Here is a 14552-nt window from a genome sequence, read left to right as displayed (position 1 = left end):
ATTAAAGTTTCACCACACCCTTCAGGATGGGTCAAAAATAACCTTTAAATTCACCCAATTGAGTCAATTTTGACACATTTCTTCGACTTGAATTTTATTGTCACTCCTTTCACTCTACCGACAAAACCTCCTGATGTTCATCTCACTATAAAATACAGGTGACTCCATGTTAACAATATTAAAAACAGGGCAATCGGCGCATAAAGTCCCACCGGAAAAAGTCCAGGCTACGTATGGTCGATATCGTATACAGGCATTGTTAAGCGTATTTCTGGGATATCTCGCTTACTATATAGTCAGAAACAACTTCACATTATCGACGCCTTATTTAAAAGAGCAATTGGATCTCAGCGCTACGCAAATCGGCCTGCTGAGTAGCTGTATGCTTATTGCTTACGGAATCAGTAAAGGCGTAATGAGCAGTCTGGCGGATAAAGCCAGTCCAAAAGTCTTCATGGCGTGCGGTCTGGTACTCTGCGCGATTGTTAACGTTGGGCTGGGATTCAGTAGCGCATTCTGGATATTTGCCGCTCTGGTGGTCTTCAATGGCCTTTTTCAGGGCATGGGCGTCGGCCCCTCGTTTATTACTATTGCAAACTGGTTCCCTCGTCGGGAGCGCGGACGCGTAGGCGCCTTCTGGAATATCTCGCATAACGTTGGCGGCGGGATCGTCGCGCCTATCGTCGGTGCGGCTTTTGCGATATTGGGCAGCGAACACTGGCAAAGCGCCAGTTATATCGTTCCGGCCTGCGTCGCCGTCATTTTTGCCTTAATTGTTCTGGTATTGGGAAAAGGTTCGCCGCGCGAAGAAGGTCTTCCCTCCCTGGAACAGATGATGCCGGAAGAAAAAGTCGTACTGAAAACGAAGAATACGGCAAAAGCGCCGGAAAATATGAGCGCATGGCAAATCTTCTGTACTTATGTGCTGCGCAATAAAAATGCCTGGTATATTTCGCTGGTCGATGTCTTCGTCTATATGGTGCGGTTTGGCATGATTAGCTGGTTGCCTATCTATCTGTTGACAGTAAAACACTTTTCAAAAGAACAGATGAGCGTCGCGTTTCTCTTTTTCGAGTGGGCGGCGATTCCTTCCACGCTACTGGCAGGCTGGCTGTCAGATAAACTGTTTAAGGGCCGCAGAATGCCGTTAGCCATGATTTGCATGGCGCTGATTTTTGTCTGTCTGATCGGATACTGGAAAAGTGAATCTTTGCTGATGGTAACGATTTTCGCCGCCATTGTAGGTTGTCTGATTTACGTCCCGCAATTCCTCGCGTCCGTACAGACAATGGAGATAGTCCCCAGCTTTGCCGTAGGTTCCGCCGTCGGATTACGTGGGTTCATGAGCTATATTTTCGGCGCCTCGTTGGGCACCAGCCTGTTTGGCGTCATGGTGGATAAACTGGGCTGGTACGGCGGATTTTATCTTCTGATGGGCGGTATCGTATGCTGCATTCTATTCTGTTACCTCTCCCATCGCGGCGCGCTGGAACTGGAACGTCAGCGCCAGAATGCGTTACATAATCAGGACTCGCTGCAGCTTGCGGACGCGCAATAAACGATTAGCCTTCCCGGGGAACAGAAGCGCCGACATCGTATATACCCAAAATAATTCGAGTTGCTTAAAGGCGGCAAGGGAGTGAGTCCCCAGGAGCATAGATAACGATGTGACTGGGGTGAGCGACAAATCTGCCGGGAGCAGATTTGAACGTCGCGTGCGACGGCCCGTCAGGGCGAGGCCCATGGATGGGTCGAGTAATCCGTAGCCAACACATAAGCAACTTGAAGTATGAAGGGTATCTACTGACTAACGCTTACCGTATCCCACCATAAAGCGAATAATTAACCCACATGCCGGTGCGAGAAAAAGCAATAATCCGCTAACGATGTCATCGCCATCCTGCAGCCATACATTGAGTAAATAAATCAGCGCGGCAAGGATAACCATTCCCGTAAAAGAAGAAACCGCAGAAAAAGCCCCCATCACCTGACCGATATAGCCACTCACGGCAAGTATACTTATTGCAAGAAATGTCCATAAATAGATCATCTATAATACCTCCTGTCTATGGCAAGGCTTCCATATAGCCTTACAGTCCCTCTCACTTCTCCTTTAAGATAAACCTTATCAGCACGTCATTTCCATAACATTTATCTCACATTTTATTTTTCTAATCATTTTTCAATAACCTTCGTCTGAAATAAAATTATTACTGTAAAAACAATGCATTAAAAATAATGATTAGCTTATTTTTGCTACGGAAGAAATATTTACGCTTCTTGATAAAGAATTTCTGGGCGCGAGTAAATAACTGGTGGTACATTAGCCTGCCTGGCGTTCATGCCCTCGTGGTTTAGTACTGACTTAGTTTTACACTCCTTACGGGAACCATTGTCGTACATGATGGCCTAACTATACGCAAATCATTCAAGTTACCCTGATGGGCTTACTCAAGTAAGTGCTTCGGATAAGCGAACGCAACTTGAAGGATGATGCGTATTTCAGAGTGTACCGCTGCGGATAATGACTCTTCTGCGATACATTATTTTCGTATCTACAGAAGGTATTTTATGTTTCCTCAAAGCAAATTTTCACGCGCGTTTTTGCACCCGCGCTACTGGCTGACGTGGTTTGGCGTTGGCGTCCTCTGGTTACTGGTGCAGCTTCCCTACCCGGTTTTGCGTTTTCTGGGCACCCGCACCGGTAAACTGGCGCGCCCCTTCCTGAAGCGACGTGAGTCGATCGCCCAGAAAAATATTGAACTCTGTTTTCCGACCCTCTCCCGGGAAGAAAGGGAAAAACTGATCGCCGAGAATTTCCACTCTCTTGGCATGGCGCTGCTTGAAACGGGCATGGCCTGGTTCTGGCCTGATAGCCGGGTTCGCAAATGGTTTGATGTGGACGGGCTGGAGAACCTTACCCGTGCGCAGGCGCAAAATCGCGGCGTAATGGTCGTTGGCGTGCATTTTATGTCGCTGGAATTGGGAGGCCGGGTAATGGGTCTCTGCCAGCCGATGATGGCGACCTATCGTCCGCATAACAATCCGCTCATGGAGTGGGTGCAGACGCGCGGTCGTATGCGCTCAAATAAAGCGATGATCGGCAGAAACAATCTGCGCGGCATTGTGGGCGCGCTAAAAAAAGGGGAAGCCGTTTGGTTTGCTCCCGACCAGGACTACGGCCCTAAAGGTAGCTCCTTTGCGCCATTTTTCGCGGTTGAAAACGTCGCCACCACCAACGGCACCTATGTACTGTCCAGGCTGTCCGGCGCCGCCATGTTGACCGTTACAATGGTAAGGAAATCCGATAACTCGGGTTATCGTCTGTATATTACCCCTGAAATGGAAGGTTACCCGGCAGATGAAAATCAAGCCGCTGCCTATATGAATAAAATTATTGAGAAAGAGATCATGCGCGCCCCGGAGCAATATCTCTGGATTCATCGCCGTTTCAAGACTCGCCCGTTGGGAGAAGCGTCACTCTACATCTGAAAAAGGCCGCAAGGCCTTTTATTTTGTCATTCCGCATTGCCATAATATTCATATCGTAAATTACTCATTCCTGCTTTTAGCGATAAGTCTCCTGTTTACAGGCGATTTTTTACTGTGTCGGCGGCGTCGCTCAATAGCGATTCATCACTGTCAGAAATTAAACTGTCGCCGATTCCCGACACTTGTAAGTTACTAAAAGTAAATAAGAAAATGCCTCTTGTTTCACCTCATTTTTAGGCGTACATTAGCGCCGTCTGGAGCGATAACGCGCAGAATTCTGAGGTGATGCAGGCGGTCGAAACACGAATAATTCTCAATTTCGTATTGTCCGGCATCAACTCTCTATAATCAGGTAAGTGTAAGTTCATTTAGGCGTACGACAGGTACGCGGAGAGATGAAACGTGAAATATTTCTTTATGGGCATTTCATTTATGGTCATCGTTTGGGCCGGTACTTTCGCCCTGATGATTTAAAAGTACAATGCAAAGAAAAACAGGAGCCATGGGGCTCCTGTTTGCTTTTCTACTCCGTGCTCGCTTCAACGGGTTTTGGATGTGACGGCAGCACGCCATCAGCGCGGAACATCGCTTTAATCCCTCTGACGGCCTGGCGAATGCGGTCGCGATTCTCTATTAATGCAAAGCGTACATGGGTGTCGCCATAGTCACCAAAGCCTATCCCTGGAGAAACGCAAACCTTCGCCTCATTCAGCAGCTTCTTGGCAAACTCAAGCGATCCCATCGCCGCATATTGCTCCGGGATTTTCGCCCAGACGTACATTGAGGCTTTCGGCATTTCAACCATCCAGCCCGCCTCATGCAGCCCCTTCACCAGCACATCGCGACGACGTTTATACTGCTCGGCGATATCGCGCACGCACTGCTGATCGCCTTCCAGAGCGGCGATAGCCGCCACCTGAAGCGGGGTAAAGGTGCCATAATCGTGATAACTTTTAATGCGCGCCAGCGCGCTGACCAGGGTTTTATTGCCCACCATAAACCCAATACGCCAGCCCGCCATATTATAGCTTTTCGACAGCGTGAAAAATTCGACCGCCACGTCGCGCGCGCCAGGCACCTGCATAATGGATGGCGCTTTCCAGCCGTCGTACACGATATCGGCATACGCCAGATCGTGCACTACCAGCACATCATAACGTTTAGCCAGAGCGACCACTTTTTCAAAAAATTCCAGTTCGACGCACTGGGCCGTAGGGTTAGACGGAAAACCCAAAATCATCATTTTCGGTTTCGGATAACTTTCGCGAATAGCGCGCTCCAGCTCGTTGAAGAAATCCACCCCCTCTACCAATGGAACCGAACGCACCTGCGCCCCGGCGATAACGGCGCCATAGATATGAATCGGGTAACTGGGGTTCGGCACCAGTACCGTATCACCATGATCCAGCGTCGCCAGCATTAAATGCGCCAGTCCCTCTTTGGAACCGATGGTCACAATCGCTTCGGTTTCCGGATCGATATCGACATCATAACGTTCCTGATACCAGTGAGAAATCGCGCGGCGTAAACGCGGTATGCCGCGAGACGTGGAATAACCGTGCGTATCCGGACGCTGCGCGACGGTGCAAAGTTTTTCGACAATGTGGGGAGGGGTTGCGCCATCAGGATTACCCATACTGAAATCAATAATATCTTCGCCGCGCCGACGCGCAGCCATTTTGAGTTCAGCGGTGATGTTAAAAACATAGGGCGGAAGGCGATCGATACGCGTAAAGCGACGTTCAGGGCGGAAGTCAGCCATAATATCCTCAGATTAACGTTAGCGCCCGGACCGTCCGAGCGACGCTGCCACGATGGTGGCTCCTTTAGAAAATAGCCTGAAAATTTTCTTCCTGTCGAGAGGCTAATGAAAATATTTTTTAGCGACGAAAAAAGAGGAACAAGCGTAAAAATTTACTTTTTAAGCGTGTCAGTTATAGCATCAAACAAACCATATTGTTAACAAATTGATATCTTTGAATTTACCTAACGCGGTACAGCCGACGATAATTTCCTGTCAATAAACCTTATCTCAAATAATCCCCTTTTGATTTTGTGGTTTTTCCTCTTTAATCAAAACCCTTACTAACGATAATGGTATTCAATCATGTCATATTGCGGTATTTTTCAGGGACATTTCCCCGAAAATAAAGATCCTTTCCGGCAAGATGCCGCGATAAAACCGTAAATAAGGCAGCGAACCGGATACGTATAATAAAATAAATCCCTGTTTTCGCCTGACTAACCGCCATGACGTGATGACTCAACGCGCTGGTGTTTGACCTTTCGCTCAGCAAGAGTAAAGTGAAATAATTCAGTCAGTTGAAGTATTCATGCACAGGAACGGCAATGAAAAAAACCGCGTGAGGCACGCGGTTTGAGACTGGCAAGAGAATGATTAATTGCCTGATGACGCTGCGCTTATCAGGCCTACAGATGACACACTTTTGTAGGCCGGATAAGGCGTTTATGCCACCATCTGGCTTATAGAATATGACCTAATGTCTGGCGCAGATGCGCGCCGGAACCTAACAAGCCAGGGTTATCATGGACAATCAGATAGACCGGAATACCGTGTACATAATCTTTAAAGCGGCCTTTATCTTCAAAGCCACCACGGAAGCCGGACGCTTTAAAAAATTCCAGGAAGCGCGGGACAATACCGCCAGCGATATAAACGCCGCCAAATGTCCCCATGGTTAACGCCAGGTCGCCGCCAAATCGCCCCATTATGACGCAAAAGAGCGACAACGCGCGGCGACAATCGATACAGCTATCCGCCAGGGCGCGTTCGGTAATATCTTTCGGGCGCAGATTTTCCGGCAGACGGTTGTCGGACTTAACAATCGCCCGGTAAAGATTCACCAGCCCCGGGCCAGACAGCACGCGCTCGGCGGAAACATGGCCAATTTCGGCGCGCAATATTTCCAGAATCATAGCTTCTTCTTCGCTATTAGGCGCAAAATCGACATGCCCGCCTTCGCCCGGAAGGCTAATCCAACGCTTATCCACATGCACCAGATGCGCCACGCCCAAGCCGGTTCCCGCGCCATACACCGCAATAGGTTTGCCGTCTACCGGTTCGCCGCCGCCGAACTGAATTAAATGCTCTTTTTTCAGCATCGGGATCGCCATCGACACGGCGGTGAAATCGTTGATGATTTCCAGATGGCTAAAGCCGAGATTTTTTTTCATTTCCGCAATAGAAAAAGCCCAGGTATGGTTAGTCATCGCTACCCAGTCACCGGTAATCGGGCAGGCTATGGCGATACAACCATCTTCCACGTTGACGCTATGCTCATCGAGATAAACGCGCACCACGGCCTCAAGACTGGGATAATCCAGGCCGGAATACGTTTTGGCCTGCGAGATTTCTCCACTGGCGATATCACACAGGGCAAGACGCGCATTCGTGCCGCCTACATCTCCTACTAAAGCATACTTTGTCATTCTTCTACTGCTCCGCTAAAGTCAAAATAAGTCTTTGTCACACTGTAAATTCATGGGGGCATAACAACAACGGCCATCAGGCTGACTGCCTATAAATATAGATCTTCATCACAGAATTACTTTCTTGTTTCAGCACCAATTGCAGCAATGCCGTCGGGCAGGCTGTGCAAAATAGGTATACGACCCCGTGTAAGGAAGAGATTATGTTCCACCCGCGTGCCCGAACGATGCTGCTGCTGTCGCTCCCCGCACTGATTATTGGCGTAGCGTCAAGCCTGGTTTTAATCGCCTCGATGAAAGTCGCGTCGGTTTTTCAGCAATTTCTTTGGCAACGACTGCCCGCCAGCATCGGAATCGCTTATGATTCGCCGTTCTGGATAGTGGGTATGCTCACGCTAACTGGGATCGTGGTGGGTTTGATTATCCGTTACAGTCCCGGACACGCTGGCCCCGATCCGGCCATCGAACCGTTAATCAGTATGCCGGTCTCGCCATCTGCGCTGCCCGGGCTGCTTCTCGCCTTAATCATCGGCCTTGCTGGTGGGGTAAGTTTGGGGCCAGAGCATCCGATAATGACAATAAATATCGCGCTGGCGGCGGCTTTCGGTTCCCGCCTGTTTCCGCGTATCACGGCGTTAGACTGGACGATTCTGGCCTCAGCGGGCACCATCGGCGCGCTATTCGGCACGCCCGTCGCCGCAGCGCTGATTTTTTCGCAAACCCTTAGCGGCTCTAACGATATTCCCATGTGGGATCGCCTGTTTGCGCCGTTAATGGCGGCAGCGGCGGGGTCACTCACCACCAGCCTGTTCTTTCATCCGCATTTTTCGTTACCCATCGCCCATTACACGCAGATGCGGCTGGTGGACATTGCCAGCGGAGCGATCGTCGCGGCGATCGCCATTGCCGCCGGGATGGTCGCCGTCTGGTGCCTTCCGCGTCTGCATGAGTTGCTGCACCGCCTGAAAAATCCGGTCCTGATTCTCGGCATTGGCGGTTTTATACTGGGTATTCTGGGCGTCATTGGCGGGCCGCTTACCCTGTTTAAAGGACTGGACGAAATGCAACAAATGGCGTTTAGCCAGACGTTGGGCGCGGGAGATTATTTTACCTTAGCCGTCGTCAAACTCGCCGCGCTGGTCATCGCGGCGGCGAGCGGCTTTCGCGGCGGGCGCATTTTTCCGGCTGTGTTTATCGGCGCGGCGCTGGGGCTCATGCTCCATGCCCATGTTGAGGCCGTACCCGCGGCGATTACCGTCTCCTGCGCGATTCTTGGCTTAGTGCTGGTAGTGACGCGTGACGGCTGGCTCAGTCTGTTTATGGCGGCAGTTGTCGTACCGGATACCAATCTGCTGCCGCTGCTCTGCATTGTGATGCTCCCCGCCTGGCTATTGCTGGCGGGAAAACCGTTGCTGGCCGCCAACCGTCACGAACCCTAATCCGGCGCAGCGGGGGCCATTATCCCCCGTTGCGGGCTTCCAGCGCCCGGGTCACGGTACGCAGTAATTCCGGCAGATCGGCTTTTGGCAACATCACTTCAATAAATGACAGACGTTGTGGGCGCGCCAGCCGTTCGAGGACCTCCGCCAGTTGGATAGCCTGCGTCACCCGCCAGCACTCCGCCTGTTGCGCCGCGTTTAGCGCCGGTGGTATCTGCGTCCAGTTCCAGCTCGCGATGTCGTTATACCGCTGGGCCGCGCCGTGAATGGCGCGCTCTACGGTATAGCCGTCATTGTTGAGCAGCAGGATGACCGGCGCCTGCCCGTCGCGTAACATCGAGCCCATCTCCTGAATCGTGAGCTGCGCCGCGCCATCGCCGATAATCAGAATCACCCGCCGATCGGGGCAGGCGGTTTGCGCGCCAAACGCGGCGGGCAAGGAATAGCCGATAGATCCCCACAGCGGCTGTACCACAACCTCCGCGCCGTCAGGAAGCGACAGCGCGGCAGCGCCAAAAGCGGCGGTCCCCTGGTCGACAAGGATAATATCGCCGGGTTTGAGATACTGCTGTAAAGTTTGCCAGAAACTTTCCTGGGTCAGTTCTCCCTTATCAATCCGCACTGGCTGTCCGGCGGAACGCGTCGGCGGCGGCGCAAAAGCGCATTCAAGGCACAGTTCGCGCAGCGTAGACACCGCCTGCGCCATCGGGAGGTTGAACCAGGTTTCGCCGATGCGCGACGCGTAAGGCTGAATCTCCAGCGTGCGTTCCGCCGGCAATTGTTGGGTAAATCCGGCCGTAAGGGTATCGACAAAACGGGTGCCGACGCAGATAACCCTATCGGCGTCCTCTATGGCCTGACGCACTTCTTTGCTGCTGGCGCCAGCGCTATAGGTGCCAACGAAGTTCGGGTGCTGTTCATCAAAAAGCCCCTTCCCCATCAGTAGTGTCGCATGAGCGATGGGCGTTTCCGCCATCCAGCGCTGCAACAGTGGTCGTAGACCAAAACGCCCGGCAAGAAAGTCGGCCAATAGCGCAATGCGCCGACTGTTCATCAGGCACTGACGGGCGTGGTAACGAAAAGCCGTCTCCACGCCGCTTTGCGTTTCATATGCGGGCAACGTCAGCGCCTGCGTAGGCGGGATGGCCGTTTTTTTCGCCACGTCGGCGGGCAACATGATGTATCCTGGCCTGCGTGCGGCAAGCATTTCACCCAATACACGGTCAATCTCGAAACAGGCGTTCTGTTCATCCAATATTGCGCTGGCAACAGATATCGCCTGACTCATGCGATAAAAATGACGAAAATCGCCGTCACCGAGGGTATGGTGCATCAATTCGCCACGCTGCTGCGCAGCGCTACAGGGCGCGCCGACGATATGCAAGACCGGGACATATTCCGCGTAACTGCCCGCGATACCGTTAATAGCGCTAAGTTCTCCCACGCCAAAGGTGGTGAGTAGCGCTCCAGCGCCCGACATGCGCGCATAACCGTCCGCGGCATAAGCGGCGTTCAGCTCATTGGCGCATCCCACCCAACGCAAGGTCGGGTGGTCAATCACATGGTCAAGAAACTGCAAGTTATAATCGCCCGGTACGCCAAAAAGATGGCCAATGCCGCATCCTGCCAGTCTGTCCAGCAAATAGTCGGCCACGGTATAGGGGTTTTGCATGACAGCTTTCCTTCTGACGTTGACATTATGTTGAGTATTAAGGAATGGCGATGGCTGTCCAGCACGGTGGGAATGAAAGCCTGGAAAACAATGTTTACAGCGGCGAACAGTAAAATCCGGATACCGCCTGGCTAGTGTAACCGTATACACTATTTATTCACGCCACAGGGGGAAAGGTCATGATTTATCAGCCCGATGAAAATCGTTATCACACAATGGAGTATCGTCGCTGCGGGCGCAGCGGCGTCAAACTTCCCGCCATTTCGCTGGGGTTATGGCACAACTTCGGCGATGCGACACGGGTAGAAAATAGCCGGGCGCTGCTGCAACGCGCGTTCGATCTGGGCATTACCCACTTTGATCTCGCCAATAATTATGGGCCGCCGCCGGGCTCCGCAGAATGCAATTTTGGCCGCATTCTGCAGGAAGATTTTTTACCGTGGCGTGATGAATTGATCATCTCCACCAAAGCGGGCTACACCATGTGGGATGGCCCTTATGGCGACTGGGGTTCACGGAAATACCTTATCGCCAGCCTCGATCAAAGCCTGAAACGTATGGGGCTGGAGTATGTCGATATCTTTTATCACCATCGTCCCGATCCCGAAACGCCGCTTAAAGAGACGATGAAAGCGTTAGATCACCTTGTGCGCCAGGGCAAAGCGTTGTACGTGGGGATCTCTAACTATCCTGCCGATCTGGCCAGACAAGCTATCGATATTCTGGAGGATCTCGGCACGCCTTGCCTGATTCATCAGCCTAAATATTCGCTTTTTGAGCGTTGGGTAGAGGACGGGCTGCTGGCGCTGTTGCAGGAAAAAGGCGTCGGTAGTATTGCCTTCTCGCCGCTGGCGGGCGGGCAGCTCACTGACCGTTATCTGAATGGCATTCCGGAAGATTCCCGCGCGGCGAGCGGAAGCCGTTTCCTTAAACCAGAACAGATTACCGCCGACAAACTGGAAAAAGTTCGCCAGTTGAATGAACTGGCTGCGCGACGGGGTCAAAAATTGTCTCAGATGGCGCTCGCCTGGGTGCTGCGTAACGATAACGTTACCTCGGTACTGATTGGCGCCAGCAAACCGTCGCAAATCGAAGACGCCGTGGGAATGCTGGCCAATCGCCGTTTTTCAGCGGCGGAATGTGCAGAAATTGACGCTATTCTGGAGGGCCGGTTTTAGCAAAAAATGCTCTCCTTCATGATTTAAGAGTTAAGGCGATGAAACAAATCTTTACTGCTTTGTAATATTGCATTAACAGGCCGGCGACGGCTCGATCGTGAAGGAGAGAAAGTATGTTCAGGTCACTGATTCTGGCGGCAGCCTTGCTGGCTTTTACACCGCTTGCCGCGAATGCGGGCGAAATCACCCTGTTGCCCTCAATAAAATTACAGATTGGCGATCGCGATGATTACGGTAACTACTGGGACGGTGGTCGCTGGCGCGACCGTGATTACTGGCACAACCATTATGAATGGCGTAAAAATCGCTGGTGGCGCCATGACAACGGCTATCATCGCGGCTGGGATAAGCGTAAAGCGTATGAACGCGGTTATCGGGAAGGCTGGCGCGATCGCGACGATCATCGCGGGCGAGGCCGGGGTCACAAACATCATCACTAAGCCTCCTGCTGAATAACAGCCCGATGACGCCCACGCATCGGGCCTGCTATCTTTCTGTCTTTATGACAATCCCATTACCGTTCCAACCAGCAACCAGATATTCAGGGCGACGACCAGCACGACAATTATCCAGCCAATCTGTTTTACCCGCCGGATGTTCACCAGCTCGCCCATTAGCGTAGCGTTACTGGTGAAAATCAGGAGCGGCACCAGCGCCAGCGCAATACCAAAACTCAGCAGCACCTGGCTCATCACCAGAATTCGGGTAGGGTCCAGCCCCATCAAAATCACAATAAATGAGGGCAGCATGGTAATGGTGCGCCGTACCCACAGCGGAATGTGAAAACGGACAAACCCTTGCATCACCACCTGCCCCGCCAGAGTCCCTACCACGGTGGAGGAAAGCCCTGCCGCTACCAGACTAAGACCAAACACCGTTGCCGCCGCATGGCTTAGTAACGGTTCCAGCGTCAGGTATGCCTGATCGAGGTCGGCGATGCCAGTGTGGCCGCTAAAATGAAACGCCGCCGCGGCGGTCGCCATCATTGCCAGATTGACAAAACCGGCAATCGTCATGGCAATAGCGACATCCCATTTTGTTGCTGAGTACCGTTGTTGCCGCGTTCCGCCGTGCAGATGCTGTGTTAATGACGAGTGCAGATAAATCACGTGCGGCATAATCGTCGCGCCAAGCACGCCGGCGGCTAAGAATACGGCTTCCGGGTTCGGTAGCGCCGGGATAACCATTCCTTTGCCGAGCTGCGCCATATCAGGCTGAGAGAAAAACAGCTCCACAATGTAAGCAGCGGCGACAAAAAGCAGTAAACCGCCGATGACTTTTTCAAGCGGTTTTTGACCGCGGCGTTGTAACATTAAAATCAGAAACGTCGCGATACCGGTCAATACCGCGCCCTGTAATAAAGAGACGCCCAGGATCAGCTTAAAACCTATTGCCGCGCCGATAAATTCAGCTAAATCGGTGGCCATCGCGATGATTTCCGCCTGTACCCAGTAAAACCAGACTACCGGGCGCGGATAATGGTCGCGAATTTGCTCCGCCAGGTTCTTACCCGTGGCGATTCCGAGTTTTGCCGAGAGGATTTGAATCAGCATCGCCATCAGGTTCGCCCAGACCACCACCCAGAGTAGCTGGTAGCCAAAGCTGGCGCCGGCCTGAATATTGGTCGCGAAGTTACCAGGATCGATATAACCAATCGCGGCAATGAACGCAGGTCCCATTAATGCGAGCCGTAGCTTGCGCGCCGCCCGTCCGCTGCTATTCTCTACGCGATTGTCAGTCATCTTTTGCCTCAAAAACATAGCCTTTGCTATGTTTTATGCTATGTTTATTGATAATGATTATCAAGTGCATTTCAATGGGTACGGGTGATTACTTTGATAGTGTGAAACGATAGACCGATACGATGGCGACCTGTATCAGAACAGTTTGGCTTAACATTACAAGATTAGCACACTGATATAACTTTTCATTTTCATATTCAGTACAGTAAAAGTGTATTACAGATCACTAATTTTGAATCTCGTCACAGGTCCTTATTATAGTGTGTGTTGGATCTCGTTTTCTTTACGGCTGTTGCATAGAATGTGCACGAAAATTAAACCTGCCTCATATTTGGAGCAAATATGGACCGCGTCCTTCATTTTGTCCTGGCGCTTGCCGTTGTTGCGGTACTCGCACTGCTGGTTAGCAGCGACCGTAAAAAAATTCGCATTCGTTACGTCATTCAGTTACTTGTTATCGAAGTATTACTGGCCTGGTTCTTCCTGAATTCGGATGTTGGCCTTGGCTTCGTAAAAGGTTTCTCCGAGATGTTTGAAAAACTGCTCGGATTTGCCAACGAAGGGACAAACTTCGTCTTCGGCAGTATGAACGATCAAGGTTTGGCGTTCTTCTTCCTGAAAGTATTGTGCCCGATCGTCTTTATTTCCGCGTTGATCGGTATTCTTCAGCATATCCGTGTTCTGCCAGTGGTCATCCGCGCTATTGGTTTCCTGCTGTCCAAAGTAAACGGTATGGGCAAACTGGAATCTTTTAACGCCGTCAGCTCGCTGATCCTCGGCCAGTCTGAGAACTTTATCGCTTATAAAGATATCCTCGGCAAAATGTCCCGTAACCGCATGTACACCATGGCTGCAACGGCGATGTCGACCGTTTCCATGTCTATTGTGGGCGCGTATATGACCATGCTGGACCCTAAATATGTGGTCGCAGCGCTGGTTCTGAACATGTTCAGCACCTTTATCGTACTGTCGCTGATCAACCCCTATACCGTTGATGCCAGCGAAGAAAATATTCAGATGTCGAACCTGCATGAAGGCCAAAGTTTCTTCGAAATGCTGGGCGAGTACATTCTGGCAGGTTTTAAAGTGGCGATTATCGTCGCGGCGATGCTGATCGGCTTCATCGCGCTGATCGCGGCGCTGAACGCGCTGTTCGCAACGGTTACCGGTTGGTTCGGTTACAGCATCTCCTTCCAGGGCATTCTGGGTTACATCTTCTACCCGGTCGCATGGGTAATGGGCGTACCGTCCAGTGAAGCGCTGCAGGTAGGAAGTATCATGGCGACCAAACTGGTTTCCAACGAATTCGTGGCGATGATGGATCTGCAGAAAATCGCCTCTACCCTCTCTCCACGCGCTGAAGGCATTATCTCCGTCTTCCTGGTGTCCTTCGCGAACTTCTCTTCCATCGGTATTATTGCGGGCGCGATTAAAGGCCTGAACGAAGAGCAAGGCAACGTGGTTTCCCGTTTTGGTCTGAAGCTGGTGTACGGTTCTACGCTGGTGAGCGTACTGTCCGCCTCTATCGCGGCGCTGGTACTGTAAGTCTGCGTTTAATGTAGAAACCGGGGAGCTATCC

General features: G+C 51.6%; 13 protein-coding genes. 7 read left to right on the top strand and 6 right to left on the bottom strand.

Annotation, left to right across the window (positions count from 1 at the left end):
• Positions 1-166 precede the first annotated feature (166 nt).
• Complete coding sequence (pgtP, locus tag OLG56_RS06880; protein WP_000955747.1) at positions 167-1558, top strand: phosphoglycerate transporter PgtP; 1392 nt, start codon at positions 167-169, stop codon at positions 1556-1558.
• A 249-nt stretch (positions 1559-1807) separates the two neighbouring features.
• Here the strand turns inward: pgtP and OLG56_RS06875 are convergent, their stop codons facing one another.
• Complete coding sequence (locus tag OLG56_RS06875) at positions 1808-2050, bottom strand: YfdY family protein (RefSeq protein ID WP_000639889.1); 243 nt, start codon at positions 2048-2050, stop codon at positions 1808-1810.
• A gap of 521 nt (positions 2051-2571) precedes the next feature.
• Here OLG56_RS06875 and lpxP point away from each other — a divergent pair.
• Together lpxP and ypdK are read left to right on the top strand one after the other, a co-directional pair.
• Complete coding sequence (gene lpxP, locus OLG56_RS06870; protein ID WP_061377297.1) at positions 2572-3492, top strand: kdo(2)-lipid IV(A) palmitoleoyltransferase; 921 nt, start codon at positions 2572-2574, stop codon at positions 3490-3492.
• Positions 3493-3894: 402 nt separating this feature from the next.
• Positions 3895-3966 carry a membrane protein YpdK gene (gene ypdK, locus OLG56_RS06865; RefSeq protein WP_010723117.1) on the top strand — a complete coding sequence of 24 codons (72 nt, stop codon included), beginning with the start codon at positions 3895-3897 and terminating at the stop codon, positions 3964-3966.
• Positions 3967-4015: 49 nt separating this feature from the next.
• Here the strand turns inward: ypdK and alaC are convergent, their stop codons facing one another.
• Both alaC and glk read right to left on the bottom strand, forming a co-directional pair.
• Positions 4016-5254 carry an alanine transaminase gene (gene alaC / locus OLG56_RS06860; RefSeq protein WP_000763118.1) on the bottom strand — a complete coding sequence of 413 codons (1239 nt, stop codon included), beginning with the start codon at positions 5252-5254 and terminating at the stop codon, positions 4016-4018.
• Between the two features lie 722 nt (positions 5255-5976).
• Positions 5977-6942: a glucokinase gene (glk, locus tag OLG56_RS06855; protein WP_000170372.1), complete on the bottom strand. Its 966-nt coding sequence runs from the start codon at positions 6940-6942 to the stop codon at positions 5977-5979.
• 203 nt (positions 6943-7145) lie between these two features.
• On the opposite strand from glk, the gene OLG56_RS06850 reads away from it, so the two are divergent.
• On the top strand, positions 7146-8381 hold the full coding sequence (locus tag OLG56_RS06850; protein WP_000468932.1) for an ion channel protein: 1236 nt from the start codon (positions 7146-7148) through the stop codon (positions 8379-8381).
• A gap of 19 nt (positions 8382-8400) precedes the next feature.
• On the opposite strand, the gene OLG56_RS06845 is transcribed toward OLG56_RS06850, so the two are convergent.
• Positions 8401-10053 carry an alpha-keto acid decarboxylase family protein gene (locus OLG56_RS06845; protein ID WP_023231212.1) on the bottom strand — a complete coding sequence of 551 codons (1653 nt, stop codon included), beginning with the start codon at positions 10051-10053 and terminating at the stop codon, positions 8401-8403.
• Between the two features lie 179 nt (positions 10054-10232).
• On the opposite strand from OLG56_RS06845, the gene mgrA reads away from it, so the two are divergent.
• Together mgrA and ypeC are read left to right on the top strand one after the other, a co-directional pair.
• Positions 10233-11231 carry an L-glyceraldehyde 3-phosphate reductase gene (gene mgrA / locus OLG56_RS06840; RefSeq protein WP_000640283.1) on the top strand — a complete coding sequence of 333 codons (999 nt, stop codon included), beginning with the start codon at positions 10233-10235 and terminating at the stop codon, positions 11229-11231.
• 113 nt (positions 11232-11344) lie between these two features.
• A complete protein-coding gene (gene ypeC / locus OLG56_RS06835) occupies positions 11345-11671 on the top strand; it encodes a DUF2502 domain-containing protein YpeC (protein ID WP_000490091.1) in 327 nt (108 codons plus the stop codon).
• A gap of 60 nt (positions 11672-11731) precedes the next feature.
• Here the strand turns inward: ypeC and OLG56_RS06830 are convergent, their stop codons facing one another.
• A complete protein-coding gene (locus tag OLG56_RS06830) occupies positions 11732-12973 on the bottom strand; it encodes an Nramp family divalent metal transporter (RefSeq protein ID WP_023214279.1) in 1242 nt (413 codons plus the stop codon).
• Positions 12966-13043: a hypothetical protein gene (locus tag OLG56_RS22280; RefSeq protein WP_419146551.1), complete on the bottom strand. Its 78-nt coding sequence runs from the start codon at positions 13041-13043 to the stop codon at positions 12966-12968. The genes OLG56_RS06830 and OLG56_RS22280 overlap by 8 nt, the downstream gene beginning before the upstream one ends.
• Positions 13044-13315: 272 nt before the next feature.
• Between OLG56_RS22280 and nupC the strand changes: the two genes are divergently transcribed.
• Positions 13316-14518: a nucleoside permease NupC gene (nupC, locus tag OLG56_RS06825; RefSeq protein WP_000376343.1), complete on the top strand. Its 1203-nt coding sequence runs from the start codon at positions 13316-13318 to the stop codon at positions 14516-14518.
• The last annotated feature ends 34 nt before the right edge of the window (positions 14519-14552 follow it).

The organism is Salmonella sp. 2018103 (assembly GCF_026247685.1).
GTDB classification, from domain to species: Bacteria; Pseudomonadota; Gammaproteobacteria; order Enterobacterales; family Enterobacteriaceae; genus Salmonella; species Salmonella enterica.
This window is presented reverse-complemented; position numbering and strand designations above follow the sequence as displayed.

What these genes read in the sequence shown, in the direction of transcription:
- pgtP (WP_000955747.1), top strand. Translation starts at nt 167, where the DNA reads ATGTTAACAATATTAAAAACAGGGCAATCGGCGCATAAAGTCCCACCG.
- OLG56_RS06875 (WP_000639889.1), bottom strand. Translation starts at nt 2,050, where the DNA reads ATGATCTATTTATGGACATTTCTTGCAATAAGTATACTTGCCGTGAGT.
- lpxP (WP_061377297.1), top strand. Translation starts at nt 2,572, where the DNA reads ATGTTTCCTCAAAGCAAATTTTCACGCGCGTTTTTGCACCCGCGCTAC.
- alaC (WP_000763118.1), bottom strand. Translation starts at nt 5,254, where the DNA reads ATGGCTGACTTCCGCCCTGAACGTCGCTTTACGCGTATCGATCGCCTT.
- glk (WP_000170372.1), bottom strand. Translation starts at nt 6,942, where the DNA reads ATGACAAAGTATGCTTTAGTAGGAGATGTAGGCGGCACGAATGCGCGT.
- OLG56_RS06850 (WP_000468932.1), top strand. Translation starts at nt 7,146, where the DNA reads ATGTTCCACCCGCGTGCCCGAACGATGCTGCTGCTGTCGCTCCCCGCA.
- OLG56_RS06845 (WP_023231212.1), bottom strand. Translation starts at nt 10,053, where the DNA reads ATGCAAAACCCCTATACCGTGGCCGACTATTTGCTGGACAGACTGGCA.
- mgrA (WP_000640283.1), top strand. Translation starts at nt 10,233, where the DNA reads ATGATTTATCAGCCCGATGAAAATCGTTATCACACAATGGAGTATCGT.
- ypeC (WP_000490091.1), top strand. Translation starts at nt 11,345, where the DNA reads ATGTTCAGGTCACTGATTCTGGCGGCAGCCTTGCTGGCTTTTACACCG.
- OLG56_RS06830 (WP_023214279.1), bottom strand. Translation starts at nt 12,973, where the DNA reads ATGACTGACAATCGCGTAGAGAATAGCAGCGGACGGGCGGCGCGCAAG.
- OLG56_RS22280 (WP_419146551.1), bottom strand. Translation starts at nt 13,043, where the DNA reads ATGCACTTGATAATCATTATCAATAAACATAGCATAAAACATAGCAAA.
- nupC (WP_000376343.1), top strand. Translation starts at nt 13,316, where the DNA reads ATGGACCGCGTCCTTCATTTTGTCCTGGCGCTTGCCGTTGTTGCGGTA.